This window comes from Psychrobacter sp. 1U2, from assembly GCF_051847575.1.
Genome location: NZ_JBPYDC010000005.1, coordinates 20,447 through 37,951, shown reverse-complemented (window position 1 = coordinate 37,951; position 17,505 = coordinate 20,447). Strand labels below are relative to the sequence as shown.

13 protein-coding genes are annotated in these 17,505 nt (G+C 43.9%); 7 read left to right on the top strand and 6 right to left on the bottom strand.

All coding sequences use genetic code 11. The features are described from left to right. Positions 1-290: 290 nt before the first annotated feature. Both ACS8FD_RS03705 and ACS8FD_RS03700 read left to right on the top strand, forming a co-directional pair. On the top strand, positions 291-1,070 hold the full coding sequence (locus ACS8FD_RS03705; protein WP_439274522.1) for a transglutaminase-like domain-containing protein: 780 nt from the start codon (positions 291-293) through the stop codon (positions 1,068-1,070). 199 nt (positions 1,071-1,269) lie between these two features. Then, positions 1,270-2,469 (top strand): serine hydrolase domain-containing protein, encoded by a 1,200-nt coding sequence (locus ACS8FD_RS03700; protein WP_439274521.1) that lies wholly within the window; start codon positions 1,270-1,272, stop codon positions 2,467-2,469. A 47-nt stretch (positions 2,470-2,516) separates the two neighbouring features. Here the strand turns inward: ACS8FD_RS03700 and ACS8FD_RS03695 are convergent, their stop codons facing one another. Next, positions 2,517-3,521 carry a lipoate--protein ligase gene (locus ACS8FD_RS03695; protein ID WP_439274520.1) on the bottom strand — a complete coding sequence of 335 codons (1,005 nt, stop codon included), beginning with the start codon at positions 3,519-3,521 and terminating at the stop codon, positions 2,517-2,519. A 376-nt stretch (positions 3,522-3,897) separates the two neighbouring features. On the opposite strand from ACS8FD_RS03695, the gene ACS8FD_RS03690 reads away from it, so the two are divergent. After that, the gene (locus ACS8FD_RS03690; RefSeq protein ID WP_439274519.1) at positions 3,898-5,631 is read left to right on the top strand and encodes a hypothetical protein; all 1,734 of its coding nucleotides are present in this window, start codon (positions 3,898-3,900) and stop codon (positions 5,629-5,631) included. 310 nt (positions 5,632-5,941) lie between these two features. On the opposite strand, the gene ACS8FD_RS03685 is transcribed toward ACS8FD_RS03690, so the two are convergent. Continuing rightward, positions 5,942-7,540: a GMC oxidoreductase gene (locus ACS8FD_RS03685; protein WP_439274518.1), complete on the bottom strand. Its 1,599-nt coding sequence runs from the start codon at positions 7,538-7,540 to the stop codon at positions 5,942-5,944. Positions 7,541-7,709: 169 nt separating this feature from the next. Beyond that, positions 7,710-8,024: a Trp family transcriptional regulator gene (locus tag ACS8FD_RS03680; RefSeq protein ID WP_439274517.1), complete on the bottom strand. Its 315-nt coding sequence runs from the start codon at positions 8,022-8,024 to the stop codon at positions 7,710-7,712. Between the two features lie 276 nt (positions 8,025-8,300). Between ACS8FD_RS03680 and trpB the strand changes: the two genes are divergently transcribed. Next, positions 8,301-9,536 carry a tryptophan synthase subunit beta gene (gene trpB, locus ACS8FD_RS03675; RefSeq protein WP_439274516.1) on the top strand — a complete coding sequence of 412 codons (1,236 nt, stop codon included), beginning with the start codon at positions 8,301-8,303 and terminating at the stop codon, positions 9,534-9,536. Positions 9,537-9,575: 39 nt separating this feature from the next. Here the strand turns inward: trpB and ACS8FD_RS03670 are convergent, their stop codons facing one another. Next, complete coding sequence (locus ACS8FD_RS03670; RefSeq protein WP_439274515.1) at positions 9,576-10,301, bottom strand: YidX family protein; 726 nt, start codon at positions 10,299-10,301, stop codon at positions 9,576-9,578. A gap of 237 nt (positions 10,302-10,538) precedes the next feature. On the opposite strand from ACS8FD_RS03670, the gene ACS8FD_RS03665 reads away from it, so the two are divergent. After that, positions 10,539-11,912 carry an outer membrane protein transport protein gene (locus ACS8FD_RS03665; protein ID WP_439274514.1) on the top strand — a complete coding sequence of 458 codons (1,374 nt, stop codon included), beginning with the start codon at positions 10,539-10,541 and terminating at the stop codon, positions 11,910-11,912. Positions 11,913-12,112: 200 nt separating this feature from the next. Here the strand turns inward: ACS8FD_RS03665 and ACS8FD_RS03660 are convergent, their stop codons facing one another. Further along, positions 12,113-13,252 carry a hypothetical protein gene (locus tag ACS8FD_RS03660; RefSeq protein ID WP_439274513.1) on the bottom strand — a complete coding sequence of 380 codons (1,140 nt, stop codon included), beginning with the start codon at positions 13,250-13,252 and terminating at the stop codon, positions 12,113-12,115. Between the two features lie 321 nt (positions 13,253-13,573). Here ACS8FD_RS03660 and nemA point away from each other — a divergent pair, with 321 nt between their 5' ends. Next, positions 13,574-14,686, top strand: coding sequence for an alkene reductase (gene nemA, locus ACS8FD_RS03655; protein WP_439274512.1), 1,113 nt, complete (start codon positions 13,574-13,576; stop codon positions 14,684-14,686). 102 nt (positions 14,687-14,788) lie between these two features. Here nemA and ACS8FD_RS03650 read toward each other — a convergent pair whose 3' ends face one another. Beyond that, complete coding sequence (locus ACS8FD_RS03650) at positions 14,789-16,099, bottom strand: BaiN/RdsA family NAD(P)/FAD-dependent oxidoreductase (RefSeq protein ID WP_439274511.1); 1,311 nt, start codon at positions 16,097-16,099, stop codon at positions 14,789-14,791. 487 nt (positions 16,100-16,586) lie between these two features. Between ACS8FD_RS03650 and ACS8FD_RS03645 the strand changes: the two genes are divergently transcribed. After that, the gene (locus ACS8FD_RS03645; protein WP_439240334.1) at positions 16,587-17,465 is read left to right on the top strand and encodes a branched-chain amino acid ABC transporter permease; all 879 of its coding nucleotides are present in this window, start codon (positions 16,587-16,589) and stop codon (positions 17,463-17,465) included. Positions 17,466-17,505 lie beyond the last annotated feature (40 nt).

The following is a 17,505-nucleotide window of genomic DNA, read 5'->3' as shown; positions in this document are numbered from 1 at the left end:
CGAGATTGATTATCTCGCCGTTTTTTTTGTTTTAAGCCCAGCCTACAATTTACGTCAACTCAAAAACCCTCTCCCAAAACACCCTGACCATGCTACATTAAGACCTACCAGCGATGCTCAATCGCACCCGTAACGGAGGCCATAAAAAAGGATTTTGCAATGGTATTTACACGCTTCGTAAAACATATCAGTTTCGACAGACCTGCGCGGCTTAGATGTTGCCTCGCGCCGATCACAAAGCCTCACGCGATCGTCAGCCCGCTAGATCAATACCTTTAGGGAGTTTAAACATGATCCTCAAACTTGACGTCAAACTTCATTATCGACTCCCTGAGACGATAGATCTTTTGCTTCAGATCGAAGCCGCCGATCTTGTTGATCAACAGGTGCGTTCGACCGAGATTTGGACTTCAGACGTTGCGCATTTTTCACGGGTCGTCGCCGATGATGGCATAGGTGAGCGGATTTGGATTCGCGCCGAAGGGGATTTTAGCTGCACTTACATTGCAGAAATTGCCGTTGACCGTCCTGCCTTGAACATATCGGCGCTGCCCCAAGTGCCACTCCATCTTTTGCCCGCAGAGACTATCAAGCATTTGATGCCATCTCGCTATTGCCCGTCAGACCAGTTCCAAGCCTTCGTGGACGCCGAGTTTGGCGATCTCACTGGCGGCGCACGAATTGCCGCGATGCGCGATTGGATCGAATCAAAGTTTAGCTATGTACCTGGATCGAGCCACGCCCAAACCACTGCGCTCGATAGCTTTGTTCAACGTCAAGGCGTATGCCGCGACTTTGCGCATGTTCTTGTGACACTAGCGCGCGCATCTTCGATACCGGCTAGGTTCGCGAGTGTTTATGCGCCTGATGTGACGCCGCAAGACTTTCATGCCGTGGCCGAAGTCTATCTCGGGGGGAGCTGGCATCTGATTGATCCGACTGGTATGGCAGATGCCGACACGATGGTGCGCATTGGGGTTGGATCCGACGCGTCCAGTGTCGCGTTCTTAACTGCATTTGGGTCCATGGAATTGGTCAATCAATCGGTATCTGTGACCAGACAAGCTTAGGTTGACCCTAAGCATGTATAGGCTGTGTTTTTAACCCAATATTTTGATTTTACCAAGTTTACAAGCTGAGTTAAAAGCCTAGCCTACAACCTAAACTCATCACTCAAAAAACCGCCGCCCAAAACGCCTTATCCATGCTAAATTAACCTTATCACCGATAGTCGTATCTATCACCCACGCCATAAAAAAGGATTTTATAATGGTAGTGTTAAAAACCCTGTTTAAATGGATTGTTTTGCCTATTATAGCGCTACTGATTATTATCAGTTTAGGCTTAGTCGTGACCGGCAATGCTTATATTTTTCGCGGACTACAGCTGACGTATCTTAAAGGCGAAGCCACTGCCAATATAGACGATTATATTGATTTTGATAATCGGACTATCCATGCCAAAGACCCTATCTTATGGGACAAAGATCCTAACTTCGGACAAGTCACACTCACGCCTACTTTACAAAATGCTTTAGACACTGATGAGACTGTCGCTTTTGCGATTATCAAAGACGGTAAACTGGTGTACGAGAACTATTGGCAAGACTACGATACTAATTCTCATACCAACAGCTTTTCGATGGCAAAAACGGTCACCACTATGCTCTATCTTAAAGCCGTAGAAGACGGATATATCGATAGCGTGAATGAGCCAATTACTACTTGGCTGCCAGAGTATGCGGATAATGAGTATGCACAAAATTGTACCTTAGCAGACTTATCAGCGATGACCTCAGGTTATGACTGGACCGAAGATTACTACTTTCCGATTAATCCAACAGCAGAATCCTACTACGGTCATGATTTGGTCAAGCAAATGGTCAATCGTGATTTTGTTGAGCCCTGCGGCGGCGCGTTTGAATATTCCTCTGGCGATACGCAGATGCTAGGTATTGCTTTAGCGCGAGCTTTAGAGCCACATGGTTATACGATATCTAGCTATTTAGAAGAAAAGTTTTGGCAGCCGTTAGGGATGAAAGGCGACGCCTACTGGTCGCTTGATGGGGCTGCGAATATAGAAAAAGTCTATTGCTGTCTTAATGCCAGTGCGCTTGATTTTGCTAAGTTTGGACAGCTGCTATTGAATGGTGGTGAGTGGCAAGGCGAGCAACTACTGAGTAAAGAGCATGTTGATCTTATGATTACACCCAATAGCGAAGCTTTTGCAGCAGGACAAGCGCCAATATACGGACATTCAGTGTGGACGGATATGGATAGCCCAATCCCTTATTATGCGATGCTCGGACATTTAGGTCAGCGCGTGCTCGTTCTACCAGAAGAGAACGCGATTATCGTTAGACTCGGTAAGCAAAAAGGTCTGCCTACACCAGTAAACGGCTTTCATTTAGAGCCTGATTTGGGTCAGTATGTGACTGAGGTAAAGACTGTTTTGGACAGTTTAGAATAAAACAGTAGCGGTTGTAAGCCTTTATTCTACTTACAACCGCAACACCTTTAACCTTCCATCTCACCAAGCAACCACGCAGACACATCATCAACTTGCGCTGCCAACTCAGGGTTTGCTTTGCTTAATTCAGCAAGCTTAGCTTTTATTTCACTACGGTTGTATTTGATCCCTGTCAAAGTCGCTTTTAAAAAATCAATCAATTCAACATTGAGCGCATCAGAGAAAATTACGACCTCTGAAATCACTGCTTGCTTCACATCAAGATGCAAATCAATGATGCCCCAATCAAAGCGCGTCTCAACATGATGAGTAAATTCAGGGGTTTTACCAAAGCGCCAATCCCAATCTGCCATCTGTTGATAGTATTTATTCAGCGTAGGCTGCTTGGCGAGACTGGCTTCATCCAATTCTTCTACTGGCGCGGTGTCGCCATGATACTCACAAAACGCCTCGATAATCGCATCCGATAAGGTCTCGTGATTTATATTCTCGTTAAACTCAATCAAGTTTGCCACGCGCGCACGAACCGATTTAATGCCTTTGGCTTTGAGTTTAAGCGGATGCGGATTGAGATAATCGCCCAGCTTTTGCATGTTGGCATTCACTAGTAAAGTCCCATGATGAAAGCTACGATCAGCCGCATGCTTAAAAGCGCTACCTGAGATTTTCTTATCACCGACTTGCATGTCATTACGACCTGACAGCTCAGCGTGTATGCCTAGTTTCTTTAGCGCATTGATTATGATGGTAAAGTTCGCTTCTTGGTCGTAATCGTCCTTGGGCGATAAAAAAGTAAAGTTGGTATTGCCCAAATCATGAAACACCGCGCCACCGCCACTCTGTCGCCGCGCCAAAAACACATCGTCCGCTTCCATCTTATCGATTTTGCATTCTACCCATGGGTTTTGCGAGCGCCCAATGACCACGGTCTCGCTATTGCGCCATAAGAATAGGGTGTGCGAGTCGGGATTGAGCGTATTAAATATCCAATCCTCGGTCGCAAGGTTAAACCAAGGGTTGGTCACGGCAGATTTTAAGATGCGCAGTTTCATTATTTGTCCTTTTTATTATGGAAATTACAAATAGTAGATATGGTTATTGTTGCTGATGTGGGGGTTTTATTCAATAGGGTTTGGTGGGTGGTTAATATTTAGGTTGATAATAAAACTGCTTTCTAAAATTTTGATGAGACTCTTTACTTTTTATTTGTGATGAAGTAAGCTTATTTACAGCTTTTCAAGCTAAGGTTGGTATCAACCCTGTGGCAAGGTTTTCATACTAGACTTTGACAAATTGATATAAAGTATAATTATTTTTATTTTATATACTGCTCTAAAAAATTAATCCTTTATTATCCGTAGTATGGCTTGTTTATGACAGGCGGAATATTTTTGTCTACAAAAATATATACTGTTAAAAGGGTTAATTATGAAACAGCCAACTGCATACCTACCTCTAGAAAAATTCCATATCCTTCCTATCAATGGTCTATCTCCTGATGAGATAAAAGCATCAGTTAGTGATGTTTCTCGTGATAGAGAAAAAATCAAACACTTAACTCTTCTTAGTGCTTGTACAAAGGCATTAGGCGTTAAAGAAGGCTTTGCTGGCTATAAATCTGAGTACGCCAGTAAGTTAAAACCGTTTATGGAAAAACATCAGCTGATTACTCATGCTGATTTAGTTTCTCCGAGACACGATGGTTACTACTCAAGTATATTTCGTTTAAACTATCAAGACATCTCTGAGCGCTTGTTCTTTAGTCAAAAGCCCATACCTAAAAAGCTATTTACTGGCTATAACTTTCATTATGAAAACCATTTTGATGATGGTGTGATGCTATATGGTGAAATATTTCGATTAAATGGTATAGAACTTGATTTAAGTGAAAAAGTTAAGTTAGCCAATAAACATCCTTTAAAAGAGATTCCTACGCCATCATACAAGTTTTGTAATAAGCGCTCTTTAATCGATATGATTATCGGTTCTGAAAACTCTATTTTGATTTACTCAGGTTTTAATGTTATCGGTGATCAACTTATCTACCCAAGACAGACAGACACTCCAGAGCTTTGTCTTTACAATCGCACGCTAGAAGATATCGGTACAGAAAATGAGTTCTTCAATTTATTTGTAAAGCGTATCGATGAAATAGGGCAAGGATGGGTGGATATCATTCCTTACAATGAAAGTTTAATTTTCTTAAGGGGCGAGAAAGGGGAGTATAGTTTTGTTTTTCGTAATCAGCGTGATAAAGAGTTCACCCATGATTCAGAATTTGAACCTTACTTAAAACGTTCTGAAGTTCCAAGGTTTAATGACGACTATCATTTTAATCGCTGGTATTATTTCGAACATAAAGGGTTTAAACATAAATTATTACACGAAGCCGAAGCAGAATTTTATGCTAAAGGCGGAAACGTCAGAACTTACCCTGGTTTAGATAATGTACTAAAAAACTATATTTATGATGAGTACAAAAAGACTTTAAAGCCTTTAGCTTCCAAAAAAGCACTTAAAGGTTTTCAGAGGTTTGAGCTCTCTGAAGATAAAGTTTTAATGGTATCAGACTTGATTTCTATCGAAGACTTCAAAGAGTTCATGTATGCAAACGCTGAATATTTAGGACGCCGCATAGGGCTTGATAATTTAAATACTGTGAATAATGAAATCGATGAAAGCCTGCCCGTTGCGTTAACGGGCTATGATATGCTCAAATATATTGACTGGTTTAATTCAAAACATGGCATTGAAACAAGATTATTGAGCTTAGAAGAGTACAATGCTATCACACCTTTTGTTCCTCTTTATGAAAACTATGAGTTAATTAGAGAGTTTTATTCTTTAGATGCAGCTAGTTACTGTGTATTCACTAATAAAGAGGGTAATGCAACTCGAAAGCCGGCATATATGGAAGAAGATGAGTTCCAATCTTTAACAATGCAATTCTATAACCCTAAGTTCAAACTTAAGAATCAGTTAAGATTTATGGACTCTCACTTTTTCGCAGAATGGTTAAGAGACTTCAGTTGTATACGCTCTAAATCCTTGACCTCTGTAGGTTCTGACGATATTTTTAGAGTAAAACCGCCGTTATCAAGTACAGGCAGATGGAAATACATAAAAATTGGCTTTCGCCTATGCTATGAGCTAGAAGCATAGGGGGGTTAATATGAGATTTAGCAATAACTCGAAAATTAACGCCATGGTTCACGATAAGCTCAAGTTAGGTTGGAATTATCGTAAAGGTAAAAAACATCGTATCTTGATAGCAACTAATAATCGTAGAGTAGCCACCCCTTCGTCTCCTAGCTGTAGAAATTCATTTGATGCTTTTTTACGAGATCTTAGGAGAGTAGAAGCTTTATAGCTCTACACTGTAAGCAATATTTTTATATCAAATAATGGGTTTAGTTACCAAAGCGTAGCTCAATCCATTTTTTGGGCTTTCACTGTTATAAACATCAACACCCTACCCAAAATCTTCCCTTAAAATAGCCGCCATATTACGCTCGGCAAGTCCGGTGATAAACACATATGGATTGACGCCAGCGCTACCGGGGATTAACGCGCCATCTTGTACGTAGATATTTTCGTGGCCTTTGACGCGACCAACGCTATCAGTCGCCAAGCCCAATACGCAGCCGCCAAGCGGATGATAGCAGAAGTCATCGCCAAAGCCTTTGGTAAATAGTAAGCTTGATGTCGAGCCGCCATTTACTTTAGCGAGTTTTTCGATCAGCTCTTTAGCAGCATTTACCGAGTACTCGTTTTGCTCGCGTTTCCAGTTGAGTTTGACCGTTTGCGTGGTTTTATCATAGTAATAATTGCCGCGCTCAGGATTATCCGTGATGGCAAGATAGAGCGTCGTCCACGTCTCAAGCCCTAGTGGCAATGGCGCGAGTTCGGCAAAGATTTTGTACTTGGAGCCGTCCCTATCACCGTCCCACATATTAATGCCTTTGACCGGAATGGTGGATTGCGTGGCGCCCGCCGCGTGGACAAAATTACGCCCCGTCATAATATTACCGTTGGGTCCCCAGTATTGGCCGATATGTTTGTTTAGATGATTCAGCTTGCCTTCCGCTTGGCTTTTGAGCAGTAGCTCTGAGGTGCCGGTACTACCAGCATTTAAAAATAGCTTATCGCAAGTGTAATGTTCAATTTTATCGATGCTGCCTGTAGTGTTTAACACATGAACTTCTAAACGCAGTTGGTCATTATCGAGCGCTTCAATACTATTAACTTTGCGTAAGGTTTTGAGAGAGACATTACCCGTAGCTTCCGCGTCTTTTAGATAAGTGAGATCGAGTGAAAATTTGCCCGCATTGTTGCCATAAATGACTTCGCCGCCGAGGCCAGATTTATAAACTTCGCCGCGTGCCTCACGTTGCATATAATCAAAATCGTAGCTATTACCGAAGAACTCTGTTTTCAGCCCCGCTTTTGCGGCTTGACGTTCAGCAGCGCGGGTGAATTCGTAATGCTCAGACTCATTGAAAAATGACTCAGGGATTTGGCTGACTTTTAGCTCTTTCATCGCCCGCGGAAAATAAGTGTCGTACATCTCGTCACTATCAATCCACGGGAATACCGCTTCAAAATGCGAGCGTCTTGGCTGAATGGCAATCGCGCCATTGACGATAGAGCCGCCGCCATAAGCGCGTCCGGCGAATACTTTCATCTCGTCATACTCGATCAAATCTAACACGCCGGGATACTTTCTAATCGGAATGGGAATCGGGATAGGGGCGTTTGGCATATTGCTAAACCAGCTTGAGCGTTTATCTGCAGTAATCATTTTGCAAAAGGTATCATTCTCAGGTGTTCTATCCCAGCGCATACCCATCTCGAGAATGAGCACCTTGTGGCCTTGTTCGCTCAAGCGTAGTGCTGAGACTGCGCCGCCATAACCGCTACCGACGATGATATTAGGAAAGTGCCCGGCGTTGGTGATGGTGCTGGGTAGCTTCGCTTGCTTGGTCAGCGTTTGGCAGCCACTCATGGCAGCAGTGACGCTGACAGTTGCGACCCCTAAACCCATAGACTTGATAAATTTACGTCTTTGCATGCGCGCCCTTAAAGTGATGAATAAAAAATCATAACAAATTTTAATAGGCAGAAGTCTAGCAAAAAAAAGTGTCTTTATTGTTGCAGTGCAAGTTTATTTCAGACTGTTTCGAGCTCGTTATTTTAGGCTTAATATTTGAGAGACTCTAAAAGCAAAGCATCAATGAGTCTTATTTTTCGTCTGCTAGTCGCCGAATCTTCTTACCAATATCAGGCAGCAATTCATTAATCTCATGCTGATTAAACACCTTGGCGCCGCGTGACACTGTCGCGATGCCGACTCCAAGTTGCGCGCTAATCTCTCTTTGGGTCACTTCTTGCTGCAATAGCGCAAAGATAGTTAAGCGATTGGCAAGCTCTGCTTGTTCTTTTTGGGTCATTAGCGCATCTAATAGCGCTGCTAAGTGGGCTTTGTCGTCAGCCTTGACGAACAGCTGTAATAGATATTCATAAGCACTGTCAAAATGACTTTCTCTATGGGCCATCTTATTCTCCTTTTGCCTTAATAAAATAAAGGCGAAATACGTTTATCTTTCTATGAGTTAGCACTGTTTTATTGCCAGCTTTAGTAATGCTTGACCTGCAATAAAACTTAGCCTAAAATTTGTTTCAATGTACTAGAACATAATAACAAAAGTTTTATTATAATTTAGATACTTTTTAGATACTTTTTAGATACTTTTTAGATACTTTTTAGATACTTGCAAATATTCAATCAAATTTTGAATAGACGACAATGGATTCAACAATAGGAATGAGTCATGACAGCAATATTGAATGATAGCAGCAGCAATACTTACGGGTTACACGAGTCTATTTTGCCGAGCCTTGATGGTCTATACGGCGAGTTTGGTGGCAAAATAGAACATCCTGAGTTGGCGATCGCTATGGAGGAGATCGAAAAGGGTTTCCGCGAAATAATCAAAGATGAAGACTTTGTTAATGAGATGAGCCGCTTGCGTCAAACTTATATCGGTAGGCCCAGTCCGATATTTCATGCCAGACGCTTAAGCGAACATTGCGGCGGCGCGCAGATTTATTTTAAACGTGAAGACCTTAATCACACCGGCGCGCACAAGATTAACCACTGTATAGGCGAAGTATTATTAGCCAAAAAATTAGGTAAAACCAAAGTCATCGCTGAGACAGGTGCGGGTCAACATGGGGTCGCTTTAGCCACGGCAGCGGCGCTTATGGGACTTGAGTGTGAGATCCACATGGGCGTAGTCGATATCGAAAAAGAACATCCCAATGTTAGCCGGATGAAAATTTTGGGTGCTAATATTGTGCCAGTAAGGCGCGGAGCAGGGACATTAAAAGAAGCGGTCGATAGCGCTTTTGAGACTTACCTTAGTGAATTAGATACGAGTATGTTTGCCATTGGTTCAGCGCTCGGTCCTGCGCCTTATCCTGAGATGGTCAGTTATTTCCAATCAGTCGTGGGACGCGAGGCGAGGGCGCAGTTCTTGGAAACGACCGGCAAACTGCCTAATAAAGTCGTCGCTTGTGTCGGCGGTGGCTCCAACGCTATCGGTATCTTTAGCGGGTTTTTAGGCGATAAGGAAGTTGAGAAAGTAGGCGTAGAGCCGGCGGGCGAAGGATTAGAGACGCCCAATCATGCAGCTACGATGACGCTTGGCACAAAGGGTGCGATTCACGGTTTTAAGTGTTATGTCTTGCTTGATAAAGATGGCGAGCCGGCACCTGTGCATTCGATTGCCTCCGGTCTTGATTATCCAGGTGTAGGGCCGCAGCACTCACTTTTGCGCGATATGGGCTTAGCGACTTATGAATCAGCGACAGACGCGGAATGTCTAGACGCATTTATGGCGTTATCACGACTTGAGGGTATTATCCCTGCCTTAGAAACTGCGCATGCGATTGCTTACGCTATGCGCGTTGCCAAAGACATGTCAAGCGACGAGAGTATTTTGGTCAATCTATCAGGGCGCGGTGATAAGGATATTGACTTTATTTTGGATAAGGTGAATTTGTAGATTCATTGTGCAATAAATCTCGTCAACTAACCGTTATTGTTAATGAAGACCTTCTACTATAATCAGCTGAACCGGAAAGGTAATGATGTCAAAAGCTTTGGCGAATGGCATCAGTGCTTTTAGTCTTTTTTCTTCTGCAATAGCTTTATCTGGATGATAATGATAGAACTTGAGGGTCGTCGGTGGGCTCAAGCGATAGTGTAAAGCGTCTATATTTTGTACCGCAGGCGCGACGGTAACTGGCAAACGCCACAAGTTTTTTGTGCAGCGGGTCATGCCTCCGGCAAAGCCATCGTGACAAGTGAAATCAAACCCTTCAAGCTTCACTGTTTTACCTGCAGCTAGCAGATGCGTTGGCTTTTCAAACCATAATATAGTGGCGATACAGCCTTGCACTGAGGGGCAGCCCTCTTCTCCTACTCGTATTCTAAAATAGGGTGCATCAAATGCTGGCATCGGTTTGAAAGAAAAATAAGCTAAATCGACGTAGTTTAATATATCCGTCAACTCACTATCTCTATTGGTGCTCTGTACCAAATAGCTGCGTTTTTCTCCAGCAAATACTAGCGCATTATCGACGCCTTCGATAGGTGCGCTGGGCTTGCCAACAGCAATTAAAGTATCAGTCAACGTCTCATCGGCCACCCATTTAGCATCCTCCTGCTTCATCAATTGATAATCGAGCTTTTCTGTGGCAATGCAGCCGCTTAAACTTAAGGCTAAAACGCTAGCTAAAAGTATTTTTAAGCTGGAAGTTGAAATCATTTTTTCCTACTGGGTAAGATGACTGATAATAAAAAAGGTTAAGTCTTTGAAAGTGAGTACTACAAAAAATGCTGCTACCTTCTAAATATAAAACTTATAAGGGTGATGAAATTGACACTGGTATGTTGACAATAGTTAACTTTCCCTATTTAATCAAGAAATGAATTTTAATCTCTATACTTTAGTTTGTTATTATTTTTAGAGAGTTAGTCATCTAACTGACAAAAGGATATTGTCATGACCGGTAAGTTATCTGCAAAATCAAGTTTTTCTACCACAACCTCGCACTATCTATTGGCAACAGCTACGCTTACCGTTCTTAGCATAGCTATCAGCTCCGCCCATGCTGCAGGTATAGAATATAGTAAACAATCGGTCGCGCCGTTTTTTGAGCCGGGCAACTATGCCGAGCTGTCTTACGCTTATGTCGATCCAAAAATCGAGGGAACCGATGCTGCTGGCAACGATATCGATGACATGATGGATGATTTTGATTTACCAGGTGCCGCTATCAAAATAGCACCTACGCCTAATACAGCTCTAGCGGTAATTTATGAAAAACCTTTCGGTGTTGATACCGAATATCAAGAGGGTAGTATTTTTAGTAACCGCTTAGGCACGACCGAAGCGCGAGTCGAAACCACAGGCATCACTTTATTAGGTGGTGGTAAGATCATCGATAACGTTTGGTTATATGGCGGGCTTGAATATCAAAAACTTAAAGGTAAGGTAACAGGGGCTCAGCCAGTTGGCTTAACCACAGCTATCTCACAAGTGGGCGAGGTTTTGGGCGTATCGGTGACAGACTACTATAATTTGGTCGATAAGCAAAACGCCGGCACTATCAGCCCAAGCGAAGCTGCTACTTTAGAGACGGTAAACGGACTAGCAAACCCTGTGGCCGAATCGCCTACTTACTATACTTTAGATTTTGAAGACAAAAGTACGCTGGTGCCAGTCATTGGTATGGCATTTGAAAAACCAGAAATCGCGCTACGAGCGGCGTTGACCTATCGAGCACCCGCAAAATATAAAGTATCAGGGGTAGAGAATTTGCAAGTCGTTTTACCGACTTTCGCCGGTGGTGATGGTGTCACACCGATGCCAGCTGCTGAAGGGTTGCCTTTATCAGGCAAAACGGAAGTCAAAATGCCGCAGTCGGTTAATTTGGATTTTCAGACCGGTCTTAGCGAGGAGTATCAGTTACTAGGAATGATCAATGCGCGCTGGGTCGATTGGAGTGAGTTCAATGTTGCACCGCCATTGGCCGCTGAGTCAACGCAAGAGCCTTTAGCTGCCTATAAAAAAGACGGTTATGCCGTAGAAGTGGCGTTAGGTAAGCAGTTCAATCCAAAGCTGTCGGGCGAAGTTCGTCTTGGTTATGATCATGGTACGGGTGCGCCTTTGAGCTTATTGGGACCTTATGACTCTATAAAAAGTTTAGGTCTAGGTGCTGAATACCAGCTGACATCGCAGCTGAGTGTCGCGGCTGGCGCTCAGTATTTATGGTTTGAAGGCGGTCCTGTCGATACGGTAGTAGACGGTCGCATAGCTGATATAGATGATGGTACGGGTTATGCTTTAGGCGCAAAACTGGGCTACCGCTTTTAGGTCTTAACGCTGTAGAGTATTTATAGGGGGTATTGAATACTCACAAGTAATGAGCGCTGCTAGTTTAGCAAAGCTATGGACTAGACAAACCGCAAGTCGAAGATAAGGTGAAGATCTTAGCTAGACTTGCACCACACCTTAAGTAGCGCTGAAAAATAATTGTAGCATTAGCGCCAACAAGATCGAATGGTCAACACCGCTTAATAATCATTATCTACACAAATGATGCCACTTAAGCAGTCGCGATTATTATTATTTTCCCATGGAGAAGGCAGGGATAAGGCTCTATCAAGTTGATAGCGAGGCGTGGCCCAGTCAGGTATCTCATAACCCTCCTCATCAACTTCAGGAATCGGGTAGGCTTGATCTCGCTCAGCAGCAGACATTGCCATAAAATCAAGTAAAGTACGTGCGTCTTGCGCTAAAAGGCTGTTAGAGCGTTTGGCGAGGTTGTTTATCGCTTGCTCATACTCTGGACTCATAAATTCGCTGATATCGTCATTGGTCCACTGACTATTATCTGACCCCAAAAAAAGCACATAACGGTACAGGGTAAATAAATTTATAGCGTCTTGAATAAAATAACTATCCGGATACTGCTGAATATAATTTTCCCAAAAAGCCGCGCGTTCGAGTAATTGCTCATAAGAGATGGCAACCGCTGCATCATTCCAAAAGATATCTTGGTTATCGGTCGCCATGCGCTCAATAAACTTAGCTTGATCTCTAGGTAAATACGGCGCAAATAGATCTGCCATCGCTTTTAAGTCATGATGAAAGACAAAAATACCTTCGCCTAGGTATAGGATGCTGACGTCAGCCTTGCTCTCGACTAAACTAATAAGGTAACGAGTACGCGGCGTGACTTGTTTCAACTGCGCAACGCTCGCTTTTTTACCTTCATTTAAAGTCTCGACGATAGCATAAAACGCTTGATCATCATAATAAGTATCAGACTGCAAAAAGCGTCCATACATCGCTTGGTAAGTGCCTAGCCATTGTAGGATTTGGGCATGGTTAGTCGTTGGCAAGCAAGCACTGACCTGCCGCTGCACCGCATGAACGTCTTTGATGCTACTGCTATTATTGACGGCCTTTATCGTATCGCTGAGCTTACTACAAATCAGCTGCTCTCGAAACTTGCCTTCAGAGAGTTCGACTATAGAGGTGGCCAGCTCTTTTGGTGTTTTTGCTTCTAGTAGTGTTGGCGGCTGTGAGCTCTCGTTGACTTGTACCGACGCTGACGTGTCTGTTTGTTCAGATTGTGCTGGTGGCGGCTGACAAGCACAGAGCAGTAGTAGGCTAGCCATCATTAGCACAGAGGTTAAGGGGTTTTGCATAAATCACTACTCACAAAGACACATTAAGCTGAACAGGCCCTAGTATAGTCAATCCAAGGCAGAAAAAACACAGTGGCACTGGCTAGTAGTCGTAGCTGTTTTATTTAGGGTTAGCCTTATGCTCATAAGCTTTGTACTAATAAGCCTTGTTGAATGATACCTTTTATAAGCAAAAAATAAGTTCGATCGGCTGTTTTCGTTTGTAACGATAGATTGAATAATCAAACCGATCCCCTATAAAGAAAACGATTTAGCTTACTTTTTAATCGGTCTGTTTTCTAAATTTCAAATCATAATCGATAACAACAAACAAGGCTTTTTATGGCACATGATAATTTATTCGAACCTATCGAAATGGGAGTACAAACTCTCAAGAATCGCATCATTATGGCACCACTTACGCGCTTGCGTGCGGTAGAGCCAGGTGATGTACCAACCGCATTAGCTAGCGAATACTATGCGCAGCGCGGCGCTAGCGCGGGACTGGTTATCACTGAAGCTACCCAAGTATCCTTTCAAGCTAAAGGCTATGCCGGTGCTCCAGGTATTCATACTGAGGATCAAGCCGTCGCATGGAAAACTATCGTCGATAATGTCCATGCTAAAGGCGGCAAAATCGTCGCCCAGCTTTGGCATACTGGTCTTGTCGCCCATGATAGCGTGCAGCCTGATGGCAAAGCGCCTATCTCAGCTTCCGATGTCGAAGTGGGCGCTCGTACCTCACTACGTGATAGCGATAACCAAGCCATACGCGTGGAAACCACGCCGCCGCGTCCGGCTACTCTTGATGAAATTAAGCAAGTCGTCAAAGATTTCGCTCATGCGACAACCCTTGCTCGCGAAGCCGGATTTGATGGGGTAGAAGTGCATGGCGCACATGGCTATCTATTGCATCAGTTTTGGGTCGAACAAACCAATAAGCGCGATGATGAATACGGTGGTAGTAAAGAGAACCGTGCGCGTCTAACGCTTGAGGTGGTTGATGCTTGTGTTGCGGCTTGGGATAGCGATCACGTTGGTATTCGCATCTCTCCACAAGGCACGTTTAATGGGGTAGAAGCGGGCTATGATGAAGAAGATAATATCTGGCTCATTGAGCAAATCAATACCCGTAATCTGATGTATTTGCATCTCTCTGAGCCTGATTGGGCCGGTGGTACGCCTTATAACGATGGTTTCCGTCAGCGTATCCGTGATGCTTTTGATAATATGATTATCGCCGCGGGAGGTTATACAGCAGAAAAAGCGGAGAAAAATATCCGCGAAGGATATATCGACGCGGTGGCCTTTGGTCGTGACTTTATTGCCAACCCTGATTTGCCTGAGCGTATTCGCCAAGATGCGCCATTGAATGAGCAGCATCCACAGACCTTTTATGGCGGCGGCGCTGAGGGCTACACGGATTATCCTTACTTAGAACAAAAGCAGGCTTAGTATACAAGCAAAGTATTAAACAGCCAGTTTTTGAAATAAGTAAAGCCCCGATAGTGTCATACTATTGGGGCTTTTTATGGCTCGCTATTCTAAAATAAAGGTTTACACCACTTCGCCGCAAACAAAGCCGCTCGCCCAAGCCCACTGAAAGTTATAACCCCCAAGCCAGCCGGTGACATCGAGCACCTCGCCGATGAAGTATAGTCCTTCTTGCAATTTACTTTCCATCGTTTTTGACGATACCTCGTCAGTATTGATGCCGCCGCGCGTGACCTCCGCAGTGCGATAGCCCTCGGTGCCAGAAGGTTTGAGCTGCCAGCCATTGATTGCTTGTCCAATTTTAGTCAGCCGCTCATCTTTTATGTTTGCAAGTTCGGTATCTTTGACGTCCTCCCATAGAGTTGATTGCAATGCTACCAGTAATTTTTTGGGTAACGCATGATCGGTATTGTCGCTTAGTACGGTGCGAATGAGCTGCTTAGGATGACTACTTTTATGAGTGAGTAATAGCGCTGTAATATCAAAATCGGGTAATAGGTTAATCTCGATAGTCTCTCCCGTGTGCCAGTAGTTCGAGAGCTGGAGCATCGCAGGACCGGATAGGCCGCGATGAGTAAATAGCAGTGGCAGCTTAAAAGAGGTGCGCGTATTACTCGCCACTACAGGCAAACTGATACCCGATAGCGCCCGCAGCAGCTCGCCAGTCTTGTCGGTAAAGGTAAAAGGCACGAGGCTCGCGTCAATAGATGTCAGCGTGTGCCCGAACTGCTGCGCTAGCTCATAACCCAGGCCGCTAGCACCCATCGTCGGAATGGAGAGCCCACCAGTAGCGACAACCAGAGACTCGCACTGATAGGTGGTTTTCGGGAGTTTTTGTGCACTGTTGGCTTCTTTTAGCTCTTTTTTACTCAGCTTTTTACTGGTAAATAATTGAAAGTGTTTTTTATTCTCACGTTGATGGACTGCAACTTCGTCAACTTGGGTATTGAGCCGAACTTGTACCCCAGCAGTAGCACATTCAGCGAGTAACATCGTGACGATATCTTGCGCTGAATCATCACAAAACAGCTGGCCATGCTCGCGCTCATGGTAGGCGATCTTGTGCGCCTCCACCATAGCGATAAACTCCCAACTGGCGTAACGGCTCAGCGCTGATTTACAGAAATGGAGGTTATCGCCGATAAAGTGCTCAGGCTCGACAAAGTAATTGGTAAAGTTGCAGCGCCCGCCGCCTGACATCAAGATCTTTTTACCCGCTTTATTGGCGTGATCAAGCACGAGCACGCGGCGACCGCGGCGGCCTGCGGTAAGCGCGCAGTAAAGCCCGGATGCGCCTGCACCTATAATAATGACGTCGAATTGACTAGGATTAGATAACTTGACTGCTGCCGCTGGGCTTTGCTGTTGACTCATGATGACCACTTAAAAATTGGACGAATAGATAAAAATTATGAGCTCAATTATATCATGCTAGCCGTTTGAAAATTTAAAAGCTGCGCTGTAATGACATCATATAAAACGTCTAAAATTATACGTTTTAAGCTATGTGTTTTAAGTTATGCGTCTTTAAGCAGACTCTCTATGTTGCGCTCATCGATCGCTTTTATATCCGCCAAATCGTTGTTTGCCTTTGTATACTGTTTATAAACAAATGACTAGCCTTAGTAAATGAGTGTATATTTTTTGTAGACAAGGATAATGAGTTGCTATAAAGTGAAAACACAGCATGATTTATTAGTAGCGCTTTTTTGTATATGTATCTTGTTCATTATTAACGTGTTTTATGGTTTGAACCTAAATAAACATTGTTCTTTAAAAGCAGTCTGATTAAAGAGTCGGTTTAGCCAACGACTGATTTAAACATTGCAACGGATAGCAATGCTAAGACAAAAGGGAATTTATGGATATCCTACAACTGCTCATTAGCGGGATTGCTAATGGTTGTATCTACGGGCTCTTAGCACTGGGTTTTGTACTCATTTACAAAGCTTCTGAGGCCGTAAATTTCGCTCAAGGCGACATGCTGATGCTCGGTGCGTTTTTGGGCATCGCCTTTATCAACACCGATGAGGCAAACCTGCCTTTTTTATTGGGCATTACTTTTGCCGCCGTCATTATGGGGGTATTCGGTTATCTACTGGACCGATTTGTACTTCGTGGTATCTTCGGTCAGCCGCAATTTGCTATGGTGATTCTGACCATCTCAATCGGTTTTTTGATCCGCTTCGGCGCAGGTGTGGTCTGGGGACATAACCCCGTCTCACTACAAACTCCTTTTTCTGGCAAGATGTTGGCGTTAGGTACGCTGAGCATTGCTTATGTCGATATCATCATCATCGTATCCACCATCGCCTTAACCTCTATTCTATATTTCTTTTTTGCCCATACGCGGCTCGGTATTGCGATGCAAGCGAGTAGTCAAAACCAGATGGCGGCCTATTACATGGGCATCCCCGTCAAGCGCGTCAATGGTATTGTTTGGGCGCTATCGGGCGTTGTTGCTGCCCTTGCTGGCATATTATTTGCCGCAAAAGGGGCGATTGAGCCCTCTGTCGGCTTACTGTTTGGAATTAAGGCCTTTGCCGCAGCGGTGATTGGTGGTTTAGGCTCCTTGCCGGGCGCGCTGGCAGGTGGATTACTAGTAGGGGTGATAGAACCCTTTGCGGGACGCTATCTACCGCTAGGCCTCAGTCAGATTGCACCTTATGTGGTGATGCTCATTGTCTTAATCGTACGTCCAGGCGGGATTTTTTCGCAGGTCAAAGAGAAAAAAGTATAGCAGCTTTGATTAACTTTGATTAATAGCAGCTTTGGTTCAA

Coding starts and splice junctions, on each gene's coding strand:
- ACS8FD_RS03705 (WP_439274522.1), top strand. CDS start 291: ATGATCCTCAAACTTGACGTCAAACTTCATTATCGACTCCCTGAGACG.
- ACS8FD_RS03700 (WP_439274521.1), top strand. CDS start 1,270: ATGGTAGTGTTAAAAACCCTGTTTAAATGGATTGTTTTGCCTATTATA.
- ACS8FD_RS03695 (WP_439274520.1), bottom strand. CDS start 3,521: ATGAAACTGCGCATCTTAAAATCTGCCGTGACCAACCCTTGGTTTAAC.
- ACS8FD_RS03690 (WP_439274519.1), top strand. CDS start 3,898: ATGAAACAGCCAACTGCATACCTACCTCTAGAAAAATTCCATATCCTT.
- ACS8FD_RS03685 (WP_439274518.1), bottom strand. CDS start 7,540: ATGCAAAGACGTAAATTTATCAAGTCTATGGGTTTAGGGGTCGCAACT.
- ACS8FD_RS03680 (WP_439274517.1), bottom strand. CDS start 8,024: ATGGCCCATAGAGAAAGTCATTTTGACAGTGCTTATGAATATCTATTA.
- trpB (WP_439274516.1), top strand. CDS start 8,301: ATGACAGCAATATTGAATGATAGCAGCAGCAATACTTACGGGTTACAC.
- ACS8FD_RS03670 (WP_439274515.1), bottom strand. CDS start 10,301: ATGATTTCAACTTCCAGCTTAAAAATACTTTTAGCTAGCGTTTTAGCC.
- ACS8FD_RS03665 (WP_439274514.1), top strand. CDS start 10,539: ATGACCGGTAAGTTATCTGCAAAATCAAGTTTTTCTACCACAACCTCG.
- ACS8FD_RS03660 (WP_439274513.1), bottom strand. CDS start 13,252: ATGCAAAACCCCTTAACCTCTGTGCTAATGATGGCTAGCCTACTACTG.
- nemA (WP_439274512.1), top strand. CDS start 13,574: ATGGCACATGATAATTTATTCGAACCTATCGAAATGGGAGTACAAACT.
- ACS8FD_RS03650 (WP_439274511.1), bottom strand. CDS start 16,099: ATGAGTCAACAGCAAAGCCCAGCGGCAGCAGTCAAGTTATCTAATCCT.
- ACS8FD_RS03645 (WP_439240334.1), top strand. CDS start 16,587: ATGGATATCCTACAACTGCTCATTAGCGGGATTGCTAATGGTTGTATC.